This is a genomic window from Pelagerythrobacter sp., assembly GCF_041912895.1.
GTDB lineage: Bacteria > Pseudomonadota > Alphaproteobacteria > Sphingomonadales > Sphingomonadaceae > Pelagerythrobacter.
Map to the genome: position 1 here is coordinate 1163636 of NZ_JAYSGI010000001.1, position 15914 is coordinate 1179549.

At 64.4% G+C, this 15914-nt stretch carries 18 protein-coding genes; 3 read left to right on the forward strand and 15 right to left on the reverse strand.

All coding sequences use genetic code 11. The annotated features are described in order from the left end of the window. Position 1: 1 nt before the first annotated feature. The 7 genes from ACE3QC_RS05855 to ACE3QC_RS05885 all read right to left on the reverse strand — a co-directional run bounded on the left by ACE3QC_RS05855 (position 2) and on the right by ACE3QC_RS05885 (position 5629). A complete protein-coding gene (locus ACE3QC_RS05855) occupies positions 2 to 997 on the reverse strand; it encodes a copper resistance protein B (protein ID WP_374406664.1) in 996 nt (331 codons plus the stop codon). Next, positions 997 to 2772: a copper resistance system multicopper oxidase gene (locus ACE3QC_RS05860; RefSeq protein ID WP_374406183.1), complete on the reverse strand. Its 1776-nt coding sequence runs from the start codon at positions 2770 to 2772 to the stop codon at positions 997 to 999. Before ACE3QC_RS05860 ends, ACE3QC_RS05855 begins: the two co-directional genes overlap by 1 nt. 57 nt (positions 2773 to 2829) lie before the next feature. Beyond that, positions 2830 to 3390 carry an RNA polymerase sigma factor gene (locus ACE3QC_RS05865; protein ID WP_374406185.1) on the reverse strand — a complete coding sequence of 187 codons (561 nt, stop codon included), beginning with the start codon at positions 3388 to 3390 and terminating at the stop codon, positions 2830 to 2832. Positions 3391 to 3397: 7 nt separating this feature from the next. Then, on the reverse strand, positions 3398 to 3838 hold the full coding sequence (locus ACE3QC_RS05870) for a periplasmic heavy metal sensor (RefSeq protein ID WP_374406187.1): 441 nt from the start codon (positions 3836 to 3838) through the stop codon (positions 3398 to 3400). Next, on the reverse strand, positions 3835 to 4062 hold the full coding sequence (locus tag ACE3QC_RS05875) for a hypothetical protein (RefSeq protein ID WP_374406189.1): 228 nt from the start codon (positions 4060 to 4062) through the stop codon (positions 3835 to 3837). The genes ACE3QC_RS05870 and ACE3QC_RS05875 overlap by 4 nt, the downstream gene beginning before the upstream one ends. A 23-nt stretch (positions 4063 to 4085) precedes the next feature. Further along, a complete protein-coding gene (locus ACE3QC_RS05880; RefSeq protein ID WP_374406191.1) occupies positions 4086 to 4517 on the reverse strand; it encodes an AMP-binding protein in 432 nt (143 codons plus the stop codon). 308 nt (positions 4518 to 4825) lie between these two features. Beyond that, positions 4826 to 5629: a hypothetical protein gene (locus tag ACE3QC_RS05885; protein ID WP_374406193.1), complete on the reverse strand. Its 804-nt coding sequence runs from the start codon at positions 5627 to 5629 to the stop codon at positions 4826 to 4828. Here ACE3QC_RS05885 and ACE3QC_RS05890 point away from each other — a divergent pair. Further along, positions 5615 to 6256: a TylF/MycF/NovP-related O-methyltransferase gene (locus ACE3QC_RS05890; RefSeq protein ID WP_374406195.1), complete on the forward strand. Its 642-nt coding sequence runs from the start codon at positions 5615 to 5617 to the stop codon at positions 6254 to 6256. The two genes, ACE3QC_RS05885 and ACE3QC_RS05890, sit on opposite strands and share 15 nt — an antisense overlap. 263 nt (positions 6257 to 6519) lie before the next feature. Here the strand turns inward: ACE3QC_RS05890 and ACE3QC_RS05895 are convergent, their stop codons facing one another. From ACE3QC_RS05895 to ACE3QC_RS05930, 8 genes are all read right to left on the reverse strand, one after another. Continuing rightward, positions 6520 to 6822 (reverse strand): TrbC/VirB2 family protein, encoded by a 303-nt coding sequence (locus ACE3QC_RS05895; protein WP_374406197.1) that lies wholly within the window; start codon positions 6820 to 6822, stop codon positions 6520 to 6522. Positions 6823 to 6907: 85 nt separating this feature from the next. Then, entirely contained in the window at positions 6908 to 7915 is a 1008-nt protein-coding gene (gene virB11, locus ACE3QC_RS05900) for a P-type DNA transfer ATPase VirB11 (RefSeq protein ID WP_374406199.1), read from the reverse strand. Between the two features lie 3 nt (positions 7916 to 7918). After that, complete coding sequence (locus ACE3QC_RS05905; RefSeq protein WP_374406201.1) at positions 7919 to 8983, reverse strand: TrbI/VirB10 family protein; 1065 nt, start codon at positions 8981 to 8983, stop codon at positions 7919 to 7921. Then, positions 8976 to 9692, reverse strand: coding sequence for a TrbG/VirB9 family P-type conjugative transfer protein (locus tag ACE3QC_RS05910; RefSeq protein ID WP_374406203.1), 717 nt, complete (start codon positions 9690 to 9692; stop codon positions 8976 to 8978). The genes ACE3QC_RS05905 and ACE3QC_RS05910 overlap by 8 nt, the downstream gene beginning before the upstream one ends. Continuing rightward, a complete protein-coding gene (locus ACE3QC_RS05915) occupies positions 9689 to 10477 on the reverse strand; it encodes a virB8 family protein (RefSeq protein ID WP_374406205.1) in 789 nt (262 codons plus the stop codon). The genes ACE3QC_RS05910 and ACE3QC_RS05915 overlap by 4 nt, the downstream gene beginning before the upstream one ends. Beyond that, the gene (locus tag ACE3QC_RS05920; protein ID WP_374406207.1) at positions 10474 to 11682 is read right to left on the reverse strand and encodes a type IV secretion system protein; all 1209 of its coding nucleotides are present in this window, start codon (positions 11680 to 11682) and stop codon (positions 10474 to 10476) included. The genes ACE3QC_RS05915 and ACE3QC_RS05920 overlap by 4 nt, the downstream gene beginning before the upstream one ends. 3 nt (positions 11683 to 11685) lie before the next feature. Continuing rightward, the gene (locus ACE3QC_RS05925) at positions 11686 to 14061 is read right to left on the reverse strand and encodes a VirB4 family type IV secretion/conjugal transfer ATPase (RefSeq protein WP_374406209.1); all 2376 of its coding nucleotides are present in this window, start codon (positions 14059 to 14061) and stop codon (positions 11686 to 11688) included. Beyond that, positions 14040 to 14273, reverse strand: coding sequence for a type IV secretion system protein VirB3 (locus ACE3QC_RS05930; RefSeq protein WP_374406210.1), 234 nt, complete (start codon positions 14271 to 14273; stop codon positions 14040 to 14042). The genes ACE3QC_RS05925 and ACE3QC_RS05930 overlap by 22 nt, the downstream gene beginning before the upstream one ends. A 273-nt stretch (positions 14274 to 14546) precedes the next feature. On the opposite strand from ACE3QC_RS05930, the gene ACE3QC_RS05935 reads away from it, so the two are divergent. Together ACE3QC_RS05935 and ACE3QC_RS05940 are read left to right on the forward strand one after the other, a co-directional pair. Then, positions 14547 to 14909 carry a TrbC/VirB2 family protein gene (locus tag ACE3QC_RS05935; protein WP_374406212.1) on the forward strand — a complete coding sequence of 121 codons (363 nt, stop codon included), beginning with the start codon at positions 14547 to 14549 and terminating at the stop codon, positions 14907 to 14909. Positions 14910 to 15282: 373 nt separating this feature from the next. Next, positions 15283 to 15897 (forward strand): Ig-like domain-containing protein, encoded by a 615-nt coding sequence (locus ACE3QC_RS05940; RefSeq protein ID WP_374406214.1) that lies wholly within the window; start codon positions 15283 to 15285, stop codon positions 15895 to 15897. Positions 15898 to 15914 lie beyond the last annotated feature (17 nt).

Genomic DNA, 15914 nt, shown 5'->3' on the forward strand with positions numbered 1-15914 from the left:
TTCAGAACCAGAACCGGACGCCGACCACGTAGTTGGTCACCCCGGCGTTCTCACCCTCGAGGCGCGCAAAATCGGCGCTGCGGCCCAGCTTCCATTCCTGCTCCACCCCGATGTACGGCGCGAATTCGGGCACGATCTCGTATCGGAGCCGCAGGCCCAGCTCGATCGAATCGAACCCCGCGCCGATCCCGAGCTCGGGAATATCCTGCGCCGAAAGGTTCGCCTCCGCGCGCGGTTGCAGGATCAGGCGCTGGGTGATCCGCTGATCGAGTTCCGCCTCGACCCTGGCCGTCAGATCGCCCCTGTCGGACAGGAACGCCGCAGCGTCGATCTCGAACAGGTAGGGCGCGAGCCCCTGAACACCCACGACCGCGTATGTCCGGTCGCGCGGGGCGAAATCCTGCCGCACCCCGGCCTGGAAATCGAACCACGGCCCGATCGCCCGGCTGTAGAGCGCCTGCACTTCTGCGCCTTCGATCGGCTCGCCGAAGCTGCCCTCCCCTTCGGATTTCAGCCACAACTTGTCGAGATCGCCGCCGTACCAGCCCTGCACGTCCCACAAGTATCCGTCGGCGTCTTCGCGCGCGCGATATTCGGCCCGGTCCGCCTGAAACCACAGATAGGTCTGATTGCCGTGCTCGTGGCGAAGGTGATCGCGCGATGCGCGCATCGCTTCGGCGCCCCAGACGGCATCGGCCGCACGCGGCGGGCCGGAACCGGCCGCCGCCGGGGGCGCGCCCTCGGGGATGGGCGCCGCGTCGTGCTCCATCCCCGAATGGTCCATCTGCGAATGGTCCATGCCGTCCATCGTGGACTGATCGGCCGGCGCATCGTCCGCCCGCTCGTTCGCATCATGAGCCGGGCCCTCGTGGCCATGCGGATGCTGGGATGCCGATTGGTCCGCCTCGCCGGGCGGAGAGTGCGCTTCGTGCCCGGCATGCTGGGCCATCGCCGGCGAAGCGGCGCTCGCGAGCAGCAGGAACGCGGCGGGGCGCATCATGGCTCTCCCTCCCGGTCCGCATCGGGCCGGTAGCCCTCCGGCGCCACCGTCACGACCTGAAACATCCCCATGTGCATGTGATAGAGGAGGTGGCAGTGGAACGCCCAGTCGCCTTCCTCGTCGGCCGTGAGATCGAACGAGGCGCTCCCGCCCGGCTGGACGATCACCGTATGCTTCTGCGGCTGGCGATCCGCCGGTGCGCCGTTGACCAGCTCGAAGAAATGCCCGTGCAGATGAATCGGGTGCGCCATCATGGTGTCGTTGACGAGCTTCACGCGGACGCGCTCGTTGTAGGCGAAGCGGATCGGCTGATCGCTGACGGCCGAAAACTTGCTGCCGTCGAACGACCACATGTAGCGCTCCATGTTGCCGGTCAGGTGGATTTCCATCTGCCGCGAGGGCCGGCGCGGGTCGTCGTTGGGCGCGAGCGCGACGAGATCGCGGTAGGTCAGCACCCTGTGCGGCATGCTGTCGAGGCCGATGCCCGGATCGCCCATCCGGTCGACCGGGTTCATCGAAACCATGTCGACGCCGGGCCCGACGGCGACGTCCGCAGGCAGCCGGGACGTATCGCGCATAGACATGCCCGCCATGTCGCCCCCGGCACCACCGTTTCCCGCATGGCCGGTTTCGCCATGACCCATCGCGCCATGGCCCATCCCGCCGTGCCCCATATCCGCCATCGTCAGCAGCGGCGGATCGCGCAGCGCGGGCACCGCGGCGCGCGCGCCGGGCCTGCTCGCCAGCGTCGCGACCGCCATTCCCGAGCGGTCCATGCTCTCGGCGACGATCGAATGCGCCTCGCCGGTGGGTTCGACGACGATGTCGTAGGTTTCTGCCGTTCCGATCTGAAATTCCTCGACTTCCACCGGGCGCACGTTCTGCCCGTCCGCCGCCACGACATGGAACCTCAAGCCGGGGATGCGCAGGTTGAAGAAGCTCATCGCGCTGCCGTTGATGATCCGCAGGCGCACGCGTTCGCCGCGTTCGAACAGATATTCGAGGCCTTCGTCCGGCCCCCGGCCGTTGGCGAGATAGGTGTAGGTCGATCCGCTCACGTCGAGGATATCGGTCGGCATCATCCGCATCCCGGCCCACATCCGCCGGTCTCTGCCGGAAAGCGGATATGCGTCGGTCCAGCTCGTCTTCTGATTGTTGAAGTATTCCTCGCCCTTCTTGAGCTTTTCCATGATCGCATGCGGGTGGAGCGGCGTGAATTCGCTCAGCAGCAGGATGTAGTCCCGGTCCGCCTGCACGGGGTCTCCCGCGGCGGGTTCGATCACAATCGGTCCGTAATGGCCCGCCTGCTCCTGCATGTTCGAGTGGCTGTGCCACCAGTAGGTGCCCGACTGGCGCAGCGCGGGGAGGTCGTAGACAAACGTTTCACCCGGCGCGATGCCGGGGAAGCTCACCCCCGGAACCCCGTCGAACTGGAACGGCACCAGCAGCCCGTGCCAGTGGATCGAGCTATCCGCGCCGAGCGTGTTGGTCACGTTGAGCCGGACGGGCTCGCCCTCCTTCAGGCGGACGAGCGGGCCCGGCACGCTGCCGTTCACGGCCACCGCATGGCCGCGCCGGCCCTGCACCGCCCAAGCGCCCTCGCCGATCGTCAGGTCGATGCTGCGGCCGGACACCTCGTCGAACCCCGAGCGGATCGGCCCGCCGTGGAGATCGCCTCCGCGCGCCCAGGCCGGCGTCATGGCGCCGATGCCGAGCAGGCCGGCGGCCCCGGCTCCGGCGCCGAGGAAACGTCGTCGATTCAGGTCGCGCATCAAAGATATCTCGTTCGTATGCCTTTTGCCCTCTTACGCGCCCGACGCGATCGCCCCTCACGGTTTTCCGATTTCTTCCCGCAATATCCTGCGCGCGCGGTAGATCCGGGTTTCGACCGTTTTTTCCGATACGTTCAGCAGTTCGGCGGCCTCACGCTGGCTGTGGCCATCGATCGCCACCAGCACCAGCGCCTCGCGCAAGCGGATCGGCAGCCTGCCGATCGCCTGCCGGGTCCGCTCCAGCGCATCGCGGTCGCCGGCAGCCCTCTCCGGCGAAGGCGCTTCGTCGCCGGCCAGATCGCAAGACGGCCCGGCGCCCAGGCGGAATGCCTCCGCGACCTTGCGCCTGCGCAGCCGGTCGCGGCACTTGTTGAGCGTTATCGTCGTCAACATCGGCAGGATCGGCCGGGCCGCGTCCAGCCGCTCGCGAGCGACCCATGCCGACGCCAACGCGTCCTGCACCGCATCCTGGGCTTCCGCACGGTTTCCCAGCATCCGGCCCGCCGTCGCCAGCAGGCGAGGTATCAGCGACCTTGCCAGCCCGGCGAAGGCGAGCCTGTCGCCTGCGATCGTCCGGCGGATCAGCTCCGCTTCGGTTTCGGCCGGGGATAGCGCCACCGCCGGATCATTCCGGCGTCGCGCCGGTCAGCGATCGCGCGACCTGCTGATCGAATTCGCGCCGCTGCTCCTCGTCGAGGATCTGCCGCATCGCGAACACATGGCGTACGGTCGATTTCTGGAGGTCGCCCATCGCATCGTGCACCCCGTCGATCGCGGCGGTCACTCGCGGTCCGTATTCGTGTTCGCTGTCCATCGCCGCGGCCAGGCGGGCATTGGCCTGACGCAGGGCGAGTTCGTGCTGGGCGTTTTCGATCGCAAACCGCGCCTCGAGAGCATCGAGCCGGCGCAGTTGCGCCGCGTCGGGGTCGAGCCGCTCGTGGACGAATTCGTGCAGACCGCCGGGCTGGCGCTGGTCGTGCCAGCGATTGGCCGCCACCGCACCCAGCGCACCCGCGAGCGCGGCGAGGACGATCGCGACGGCGATCTGCAGGCGCGAGACCTTCATGGCTCGACCTGCAGGAGCGCGGCCGGCGAAAGGTGGGCCTCGCTGGAAACGACATACGTGCGCGGCTCGGCATAGGCAGGCGCCTGCGCGACCGTCGCGCCCGCGCCCAGCCCGACGATCGCGAGACAAGCGAGCAGCATCAGCCGGCCGCGCGCTTCCCGCCGCGCCTGCAGCCGGCCCGCACGCTCCCACACGCCGTCCATGAAATCATCCGATACCGGCATCGCCGGCCTATTGCCCAGCCGGTTCAGAAGCGGGTCGAGCGGGTCTCCGGGCTGCATCGTCGAACATCCTTTCTGCACACGATACGGCTTTTCCCGCCCCAGCCCTCATCAATCTTTCGCAAGGCACGCGGCGTCAAGCGCAGCGCCGTGCCGAAGCGAGGGTGGGCGATGGTTCGGAGACACTCGGTCATGCCGTAACTGCGAAAGGCGTAGATGCCTTGCGCATCGGCACGGCGGGCCAGGTTCGGCGGGTTCGGCGCGCCCGAGGAGCTGAATATCTCGAGGTGATGACCGGGCGAGTTGCTGCGTTCGTATCGTTCGACGAGACCGCGGAGGAACACCGTTGTGCCCGGCGCGATTGTCGCGCGCTCCTGTTCGATCAGGTCGATCGCGATCTCCGAGTCCCATCGCGGCAGCACGACGCTGCGGCCACCCAGCGACAGCGGCCGCAGCACACGGTATAGATACCACCGACATGGGCCAGCGGCGCTCCGGTAAACGTGACATCGTCGATCGAGAGGCCGAGATCGAGGCGCCATGCATCAAGCGCGCTGGTGAACCCGGCGGCGCTCGCCAGCCGCCTTTCGGCGCCGACGTCGTGCCCGAGGTATATGGAACCGAAGCCGAGATGCGTCGACTTTGCGCTCAATTCCGGGTGCGCGGAATAGCCCTTCAAGAACTCACGCCAACCCACCTTTCATCAAATATACCTCTTTCTGTAGGCAACTCGCATCAAAAGTCGTCGAAATAAAAAACAGAGTGGCTAATTAGCCACATATCCGAGAATGCCTTCGTACGCGTATCCACCCTGCGATCCCTCGTTGTAATTCACCGTAATCAGATGATCTGAGGTATTCGCTTTATAAAAGCGGTAGAGCGGAAGAAGGCCAGCCACTTGAGACGTTGAGGCGTAACCAAGAATGCCTTCACCTCGGCGTCCTTCGCAATTGGACTGTGTCGACACAAAATGATCGCCGTTGGCAGGATTGAAGCAACGATAAAGGGCGCGGCGATTCGCGCCTCCGTTCACGAACAAATGAAATCCAGTCGTCTCAAAATTGAATCCAGCACTTGCTGCCTCTGAATATGAACGCGTCATGAAATGCTGCAAATTTTTGTAAAATCGATATACCGAAACCATCGTAGTAACTGTTTGCCCTGGCACGGGATACGCATCTATCGCTTTGACAACCTCATCAACCGTACCAACAGCAATCGGGCAGCTATAGGAATAAACCGAGCCGGTCGTGATGTTGGTCTCACCGAAAACGCAAGACCACTTCGTTGTCGGATCAGCGCCTGACGAAAAATTCAAATAAGCCATATAACCGCGATTGGGATTCGCCATGATTGCTGGAGACCATGCGCCCATTGCATGCAAGCCGTTAGGTTGAGCGATAATAACGGGGAATGCCGTGTGTTGACTTGGACTATCGGTAGCGGTCGCTACCACCTTGGTCAAAGTTCGTGAGACCCGGTCATAAGTCAAAAATGTATTGAACGTAGCAGGCAGGCCGACTTTCACGGCAAGCCCAACTCGCCCACCGAGATCATGGCGATCGCGCACCAGCTTTACGTCCTTAAATCCTGCGGCGTAGAAGGCGACTTCGCCGAGTTTGGTTGCTTCAAGGGCTTCAGTTCCTCAATGCTGAGCTTCGCCTGCCAGCAGCTGGATTTGAAGATGCATATCTTCGATTCATTCGAAGGCCTTCCGGAAGCAAAGCACAGCGGTTACACTGAGGGCGATTATGCCGGCAGTCTCGAAGAAGTAACCGAGAATGTGCGCCGGCTGGGGTCGCTCGAACAGGTTACCTTCCACAAAGGCTTCTACGCCGATACCTTCCGCGACTACCGCCCTCCTCGCCTCATGTGCCTGTGGATGGACGTCGATCTCGAGGTGTCTGCCAGGGATCTGATGGTCGTCGCCGACTGCCTCGACCCGAGAGCGAGCCTTTTTAGCCATGAATGCGTAGCGGATATGTTTTCGGACGGAGAGATCGTTAACGCACCCAGACCCGACAATCCCATCCCGCCCGTCCTGGATCGGTTCGTCGAACTCGGTCGCCCGCTGACCGGGCACCACGTGCACGGACACACGGGTGCTTTCTGGCCGCGCTCGGACGGTATTGCCGTCGTGCACAACGAGGTTTTGACGAGGTTGCTGCAGATCCTTCGCAAGGAGGTGTTCAAGTAGAAGGAAAACTACAAAACGGCCTCGCGATCGAAATCAGAGACAGCTGAAAGTGCCGGAACCAGCAGAACCTTTCGATGCCAAGACGGCAACGCTCTTTACCGGTACCTGCGATCGAACTCCGCTATTCCGAATTGAAGAGCTCGATTATTCGCGTGTCTCCAAAAGCTTTCCCTCGAAGCTCGGTAACGCGAAACGCTCTACCGCGAGTATTTGGAAGCACGTGAAGCATTCGCTTGCCTAATTATAACTTGGTTCTAAATACCTTAGCCTCCGGCCACCTGCTGGATACCGGAAACGATCGAGACCGCGCCGAACAGAATGAAACAGCCGATGATGACGGTGGCGCCGAAGCGCCAGTTCATCCGGCCGGTCAGCATGAGGAAACCGACCGCCGCGACGGCCATGACGGCGGCCGCGGTGGCAACGTTGCCGAGTAGCGTGCCCTGTAGCCAGCTGAGCGCGGCGACGATCGGACCCGAACCCTGCGGATCAGTGACAGCCTGCGCGAATACGGCGCTCGGGCTCAGGAGCAGCGTTGCAGCGGCAAAACGAGAAAACGAGCGCATCAAAATCGAAGACCTCTGCTGTATGGAATGAATAATGAACCGCGAACCTTGAAAGACAGAGAGTCTTCTCCGGCTGTGGAGATAGCTATCGATCCGCAAGGTGATATTTTGATTTCGGTCGCCAGCTTCTAGGCCTTAATAAGCACTTCTGCCACTCGCCGCCGCCCCTCTCTTCGCTCGAGCTGCACGAACAGGTCGATACTTTCGCGCACGTAGTGCCGCACGTCATCGCGGGCCAAGCGCGAACCGGCCTGAAGCACGAGCAAGGCCAGCTGCTCGATCGCGCGCTGGTATCGGCGTGGATCGTGGTCATCGAGCCGGGATGGCCGGTGTTGACCGCGCGCAGGAACGTGAACGCCTCGCCGCCACGCAGTTCGCCGAGGATGATCCGGTCGGGCCGCATGCGCAACGCGGCGATAAGCAGATCCTCGGCACCGATCTCGGCTTCGGACAACCGGCCCCGCGCCGCGATCAGCCCGACCGCGTTGTCGTGCCGGACCTTCAGTTCCTCGGTATCCTCGATGAGGATTAAGCGTTCCGCGGACGGTATCTCGGCAAGCAGCGCGTTGAGGAACGTGGTCTTGCCGGTGCTGGTGCCACCGGAAACGACGATGTTGCGCCGCTCCTTCACGGCCATCCGCAAAGCGCTTGCGGTCTCCGAGCCGCCGAGCGTGCGCCAGCCATGCTCGCGCTCGAGCTCGGTATCGCCAGCCTCGAGCGATGCGAACGCGTCGCCGTCCTCCCAGTCGGCGAGCGAGAGATCGGCCGATACGTGCCGGCGGATCGCGAACACGTGCCCGCCGCGCGTTGCGGGTGGACCGACCACTTGCACCCGCGAGCCGTCTGGCAAGCTTGCCGCGAGCAGCGGTTGCGCGCGGCTGATGCCTTGCGAGGAATGTGCCGCGATCTGGCGCGCGAGCCGGGTCAGCAGACGTTCGTCGAGCGCGGGCTCGGCGACCCGCTCGATCCCGCCGCCGAGCGTCTCGATCCACACCTCGCCGGGCCGGTTGATCCAGATATCGGTGACATCGCCGCGCGAGAGCCAGGGGGCGAGCGGCGCCAGGAAACTGTCGAGGTAGTAGCCGGTCTCCACGGATCAGGAATCGACCGTCGAGAAGTCGAGGTCGCGCGCAACGAACACCGATACGCTTGTGCCGTGTTTGACCTTGAGCGTGCGCTGAACCTGCTCGCGATCGACCACGTCGATGTTTTGCGTGCTGCCAGGAAGTGCCACGACCACTCCGTCGGTCGCCTCGCGGGTCGCGATCCCCACGCCGATATCGAGCACCGACTGAAGGATCGCGCCGCCGAAGCGCTGGAAGAACTTGCTGTCGACCTTGCCGCGGATGCCGGCGCGCCCGAGCGGATCGGAGGCGGGCGAATCGAGCGCGATCGTCACACCGTCAGGGCGCAGCAGGCGGGTCCAGCGCACCAGCGCACGGTTCTGTCCGGCGTTGAGGCCCGCCTCGTATTCGCCGTAGAGCCGGCTGCCGCGCGGGATCAGCACGCGCGAGCCGTCGAACCCGTGGACATCGCGTTGGACGAGCGCGCGAACGCCGCCGGGCCGCGTGGAATCGAGCGCGGTTTCGAGAACCGCGGGAACGACCGTGCCCTGTGGAACGGTGAGCGCGGGATTGATAAGGAGACCAGCATTGACGCGCTCCTTATCGCCTGCCGCGGTGTCGGCAGACGGAACTGCCGGTGAGCGCAAGGCGCTGTCGAACACCACCGCCGGGGGCTCGAACCCGCGGCCGGGCTGATCGAAGACCGGTTGTACTGGGACGGGCGCTTGTTCGACGATCACGCGCTCGACGATGCGCGTAGGAGCAGGGTCTGTTGGTGGTGGAATGATACGCTCCGGCTCGCGCAGAAGACCACGGTCAGCGAAGGAAGGCTCGAGAAACTGCCTCGGCAGCGCGAGCGGGGGCGGCGAGACGATCTGCGCACCCGTCTCGGGCAGGTTCGCGGCGATCATCGAGCGTTCGATATCGGCGCGGTTGGCGCTCATCACCGAGAACAGCCACACACCGCCTACAAGAAGCACCGCGATGAATACCCAGAGTCCGAGATTGCCCGGTTTGCCGCGCGCGACGACCGGACGGATGTCCTCCGGTCCGCGATCGGTGCCCGTGTCGGTCTCACCCGTCGCGCGCTTAGCCATCGGCGTTCTCGGGCTCGCGGCGGCGCTCGGCAGTTGCCTTCTCCTTGTCGATGCGAAACACCAGTTCCTGCCACACCCGATCGATCTCGTAGACCTCGCCGCGCATATAGCCGCCCGCAACCTGCTCCTCGCCGCCGGGGCCGATGGCGAACACCGCGGGCAGCGGCTGATCGGGACCGAACACGATCCGCGTTTTTCGGCCGTCGTCGCTAATCGATAACGGGCGCACCGCGCGGTCGCCGCTCAGGCGATAGGTCCAGACCTCACCGGTCGGTTCGGACCAGCTCTCGGCCACCGGCTCGGCGAACGGCGCGTCCGCCTCGGGCTGATAGGCGAACTGCACCAGATAAGCGGCCATCAGCCCTTCGCCGGTCTGCAGCTGCATGCGGTAATCGCGCCGGTCGGTCGCGACCAGCATCGTTGCCGCCGCGCCGTCGATCTGCGGCAGCACGAGCAGCCCATCGCGCTCGGCGGACACCTTGACGTCGAACACCCGGGGCGCATCGAGCGTGACGCGCTCGACCTGTTCGCCCGGTTCGAACAGCACCGTAAGCCCGGTCATCGGTAACGCGGTCAGCAGGTACTCACTGCCCGGCGACCATTGGACGGTCTGGAGACGCGGGTTGTCGATATCCGGGCGCGGCATCGTCTGCGCTGCGCACGGAATGGCGACGAGCGCCGCCGCAAGAGCTGCAATCAGGCGGATCACGGCGCGGTATCCGCCGTGTCCGACTGCGCAGGAGTCCGTGGTGCGGGTGCAGGACCGGGTCCGCCTTGCGCCTCTACGACCTCGGGCAGCGTCTCGGCATCGCGGCGATAGCGGGTGACCTGGAACCCCAGCGGGTTGAGCAGGCGGTCCGCCTCGCTCATTTCGGTAGGCGAGAATCCGTAGTTGATCACCGCCGCCCAGTGCTCCGCGGTCTGTGCCTGCGCGCCGGGGTCGCTGCGTACAGTGGTGAACCGCACCAGCGAGCTGTCCGTCGACAGGGATGATATGCTGCGCACATCGACCGCGATCGTACCGCCGCGCGACATGTAAGCGAGCGGGCTTGCCGGGTTCGATGCCTGCATCCGCGCGATATAGCGCTGGCGCGCCTCGGGCGCGCTCCACAGCGCGACCTTGCGGTAGTCGCGCTGGAGGTTGTCGGCATCGAAACTCTCGCGCGCGATCACGTATTGCACGAGGAACGAGCGGGTCAGCGCGGCATCGGCGCCGACCATCTGTTCGTCGAGCGGCGCGAGCGCCTCGACATTGCCCGTCTGCCGGTCGACCAGGAGGGTGTAGGGCTCGACCGTCTTCAGCGGCAGCAGCACGACCAGCGCGATGGCAAGAAAGAGCGCGGTGGCGCTGGCGACCGCGGCGACGATCCACGCGGTGCGGCGCGAGCGTTCGAGCGACTGCGTGACGCTGGTCGCCCAGCTGTCGGCGATCTCGATATCCGCGTGATCGGCATGACGATCGACATCGTGATCGAAGTCTTTCGGCACGTTCACGACCTGCCCTCCCGCCGACGCGCCGCTATCGAGCCGCGATGCGCGGTTCGGCGATAGGAACTGCCGAGCTTAGTTTCCGAACCCATTCGCTCGCCCCCTGCGCCGGCGGCGACCGCAAATCCGCCTCCCACTCCGCCCGTAACTAGCGTGCGATAACTCATTCGCTCTTGAACGCTACGCGTCTGGCGTTCGCCCAGGCGCTCGATGCTATCGGCGGTGCGCTGCGCGCGACTTTCGACATGGATCGGTTTGGCGGCCGAGGGCGCGGCCTGCTGACGCTGCCAGAGCGCGACGGGCAGTTGTGATTCCGCCATCTGCATCGACGGCCACCCGCGCATAAACGCAACTTTGGCCAAGAGCCAGATCGCGCCAGCCTGGATCAGCGCAAACGCAAGCGTGATCGCGAGTAGCTCAATTGGCGCCGAGCGAACCCCATAACCGAGGCCGCGAACCAGCAAAGCATCGGCAAGCCAGGGCTCAAGTACAGCGAGCTCGACCGCCAACACAACGCTGACCCCAACCGCGCCCAGCATCGAAAGCACTAGGCCGCGTAGCCATCCGGCAAACAGCCCGCGCGTCGCCTCGAACAGAAGCATTCCAGCGGCGATCGGCGCTAGCGCCAGCAGCAGCCCGGCGATCAGCCGTAACAGCCCAACCGATCCAATCGTGCCGGCAAGATACAGCAGTCGCGCCCATCCGAGCGCTGCGTCATCCTGCAATGCGGTCCCCACAAAACTCGCGCCCGGGCTCTCGCCGAGCAGTGCGCCTGTATTGCGTCCGACGCCGCTCTCCGTCAATTCCACGATTCCGCTATCGGCCGCTTGCAAACGCGCGACAAAACCGACCGAAGTATCGCCTGTGCCCGGCGTCGCGATCCCGCTGGTAATCTCCGCCGGACCCGCGATCGCTACGTCGTACACCACCGTGCGAAACGCGGGCCAGGAGAAGGCGAGCGTGAGCACGATCCCGACCTTGAGCGCGTCATAGACCAGATCGCGCGCGCCCGGCCCGGGCCCGAACAGGAAACGAACGCCGATCAGCGCGATAAACAAGGTGAGCAGGCCCAGGACCACGGTGGAGGCGAGCGAGCCGGGCTGTCCCAGGGCCTGATAGCCGTAGCTGCCCAGAAGCTGCGCCTGGCAGTCGATATGCTCGAGCGTGCGGGTCAGGAACCGGTCGCCGGTGACGATGGAAGGACAGGCCATCGCTCAGGCCGCCTCGCCGAGCAACGCCGGGATCCAGTCTTCGGGATCCTCGCCGGTCGTGGGCAGGAGCCGATCGAACAACCGAACGGTGCTCTCGCGGCCCGACAGAATGGTCAGGAGGTCGTCCTCGCCCGACAGATCGAGCCGGGCGACCACGCTTTCCTTGCCATGGCGGATCAGGAAGCAATGCGAGGAATCGGGCAGGGTTCGCACGAGATCGAACTCGTGCTGCGTTAGCCCGAACCCGTCCATGTAATCTTCCGCCCGCGCCTTGGGGTTGATCATGAAGATTTGCGTCGCCGCCTGTTCGACGATCGCGCTCGCGATCCGGCTTTCCAGCGCGTCCTGCGCGCTTTGCGTCGCGAACCCGACGATGCCGTTGCGCTTGCGGATGGCCTTTCCCCAGTCCTTGATCCGCCGCACGAAGACGTCGTCGTCGAGCGCCTTCCACCCTTCGTCGACCACGATGATCGCAGGGCTGCCGTCGAGCCGCTCCTCGACCCGGTGGAAGAAGTAGAGCATCGCCGGCGTGCGCGCGGCGGGATCGTCGAGGATCGCTGTCATGTCGAACCCGACCGTGTTCTGCGTGATATCGGTCGTATCGCGCGCATTGTCGAACAGCCAGGCGCGCTCGCCATCGCCCCACCACGCCCGCATGCGCGCGTGAAGATCGCCAGGGCGCGGCCGGTCGGCGCCGCGGAACAGCTCGACCAGATGGCGCAGCCGGCGCCGCTCGGGCGGCTGCAGGTAATTGGTCTCGATCGCCTCGCGGATCGCCTCCTGCTCCTTGGCAGACGCGCCGCCGGCAAGCAGCGTAAGCCATTCGCCGAGAAAATCGCGGTTGGCGGGCGTGTCGGGCAATTGCAGCGGGTTGAGGCCCGAGGCCGCGTCGGGCCGCAGCCGATCGTAGCTGCCGCCGATCGCGCGGATGAACAACTCGGCCCCGCGATCCTTGTCAAAGAACACGATCCGGGGGCCGAACTTGCGTGCCTGCGACAGCAGGAAGTTCAGGACCACCGTCTTGCCCGATCCCGAAGGACCGATGACGGTGAAGTTGCCCAGATCGTGGTGGTGGAAGTTGAAGAAATAGGGACCCGCCGCGGTCGTCTCGAACAGCGTGACGGCCTCGCCCCAATGATTGCCGTCGGATTTGCCGACCGGGAAGTTGTGCAGGCTGGCAAGGCTCGCGAAGTTGGTGGTGGAGACGAGGCCGCGGCGCGCGATATAGCGGAAGTTGCCCGGAAACTGGGCCCAGAACGCAGGTTCCAGTGCGATGTCCTCGCGCACCGCGTTGATCCCGAGATCGGCGAGGAGTGCGATCACCTCGGCAACGTTGGCGTCGAGCCCCTTGAGGCTGTTCGCATGGATCGCGATCGTCGTGTGATGCTCGCCGAACCCGGCGCGCCCGGCAGCGACCTCGTCTTTCGCGACCGCCAGTTCGTCGCGCAGCGACAGCGCTTCGTCCTCGGCCGACTGCATCCGCCGCAGCACGAGGTTCATCCGCGAGAGCGCCTCGCGCCGTTCGACCAGTGCGAAGCTCTGCGTCAGGTCGAACGCGAAGGGCAGCCGGCTGAGTTCGTCGAACATCCCAGGCATGGTGCGCCCCGGCCAGTCTTTGATCGAGACCATCGCGGTAAAGCTGCGCGGCAGATGTCCGGCGGGCGCGAGCTCGACCGCGTCCTGCCCGAAGCTGATCCGCCGGGCGGGCACGTGATGCCCGAGATCGCCATGTGGCAGCGCGACGGGCCGCATGTCGTGGTTGAACAGCCACGACAGGAACTCGAGCGGTTCGGAGCGCCGCCCTTCGGGCGTGTCGTAAGTCGTGAGCAAATGGGGATCGTAGTGCCCGAGCGCGGCGACCAGCGCCTCACGCGCGTTGTCGAGCGCGTGTTTCTCGGCGGCGATCCGCTCGGCGTTGCGGCCACTCGAGCGCGAGAACCATGCGCGCAGCCGATCGGCGGTGCCGACCCGGCCCTGCAAGGGGCGGCGCACGATCGTCAGGAACAGCTCGTTGACGAAGAGCTGCCGCTCTTCGAAGCGCGCCTTCCAGCGCGTATCGAGCCAGCGGCTGAACGAGTCCGACGGCGCCGCGCCCATGCCGATCGCGGCGGGGCGGCGCACCAGGTGGTGATAGACCGCATAGCGCGAGGAGCCCAACGCGCGTAGCATCGCGTCGCGCAGCTCCGCCCGGTAGTTGAGCTCGTCGCTGTCGGCGGTCTCGAACAGCAGGCCGCCCAGGCGAATGGTCTGCATCAGCAGCCCGTCGCGGGTCTCGATCGTCGCGAGATCGAGATGCCGTGCATAGGGCAGATGGGCGCCGGCCGGAGTCTCACGCGCCGCCGCCTTCGGATCGCGGGTCACGGGCGGTAGGAATTGCATCGCCACAGCGCATGGTTCTTCACTCGCGGGCAATGGCGCACGCGCGTCAGCCACAAGTCGACGAACCGCGGCTCGTTGAGGCACAGCACCATGCCGAGCGCATGGATCACCAGCGCTGCCAAGAGAACCCACCACGATTTGAAGATCAGGAACAGCTCGACCGCGATCACCGCATTGATCACGAAATAGCTGTAGGTCACACCCGCAAACATTTGCGGGCGCGTAAGTCCGATGAATAGAACATCCTGGCGCAGTTGTTCGGCCAAACTTTGCGATTCCCCCTTAGCTCTTCCCCAAGCCCCCGAGTCATACAGCGTTCCAAGCGATTGCAAAGGGCGGAGAAGTACGATCCGGGATTTTCTCTCCGCAGCGGAACGGCTGCGAAACACCGAAAGGTGGCTTGCCGCAATGATTGGCGAGCGGCATTGTGCGAGGCTGACGCGAAGGGGAGGCTACGGGACAATGAACCACGGAGAACAGCCTTGATGCCGGCACCTGCCGGATCGTTGTTCGATCGAGTGCCCGGCAGTTCGCTCGGCAATGCGGTCGACTGGCTGACCGGCACGCTGCTCGGCAGCGTAGCGACGATCCTGTGCGTGCTCGCGATCGCCTTGGTCGGAGTCATGATGCTGACCGGCAGGTTGCCTATACGGCACGCTGCCAAAGTGGTGATCGGGTGCTTCCTCCTGCTCGGTGCGCCGATCGTCGCGATGACCTTCACCAGTGTGTGGCAGCAGCAGGTGCCCGCACGGCCGCCTCCCGCGATAGTCGAGCAAGTCGATCCGCGCGGTGATCTGCCACCGTCGGATTACGATCCATATGCGGGTGCGTCGTTGCGACGGGATTGACTTCGCGGTGAAGAATGCAGCCAACCGATGGCCGAAATGGTGTCTGCGTCGCAAAAGACGACTGCGGTGCTCGAGGCAGAATTGCGGTTTAGTATAGCTCTATGGCGATCGAGAACAACAAAATCAGACTTGCTCTTGACCAATTTGAACCGACCTAAAAAATTGCCTCGCTAAGAAAGATGACAGAATCGGAAGATTTCTGTTTCAGGGGCGGGGGGATGCGGGGGCGGCTTCTCGAAATGGCACCATGGTCGCGAGCATAGTAATGCCGACTTTCGCAAGTTTGAACCGAATGCATTCTTGCGCCGATGATCGATTGGCTCGTGGAGTTATCGATTTAGAGGCAAGGCGTCGATCGAAACGGGGGTGCTACATGGGGCGTAAATCGCTTTTGCTGGCCAGCTGCGCGACCATTGGAGTAGCCGGCTTGGCGCAAGCGCAGTCCAGCACAAAAACATACACGTGCGATGCTTTGGGCAGGCTCGTGACATCCGGCACCGCCGGTGGTGAGAATGACGGCGAGACACGCTCATTCTGCTTCGATAGCAGCGATAACCGAGCAGCTCACGTCGCTACGGCCAATGGCGGCAAGGCCAGTTGTGTTAATACAGGCGTCGGCACTCCGACACCGACACCGACACCGACACCAACACCCACTCCGACGCCCACACCGACCCCGACGCCGACGAACAGTCCGCCAAAGACCAGCCCAAACTACGCGGGCGGCGAGTGTTTCAGCTTTTTCAATGTCAATGTAACCGCGAACGATTCTGATCCAGAAGGCAATTATCCATTGGAGCTCGTGTCGGTTTCCCGTGTCTCTGGATCTGCCACTGCGACAAAACTGTCGAGCACGACCATACGGGTTCGGTTCGGCCCTCAGTTCGACACGTCATCATTTACTTACGTAGTTCGGGACTCTTTAGGCGCTGCCGCGTCAGGGAGTTTAGGTGTTAGCTCATCCACCTGTAGTGTTATTGAACCGTAGCGCGTGCAGATCAATCA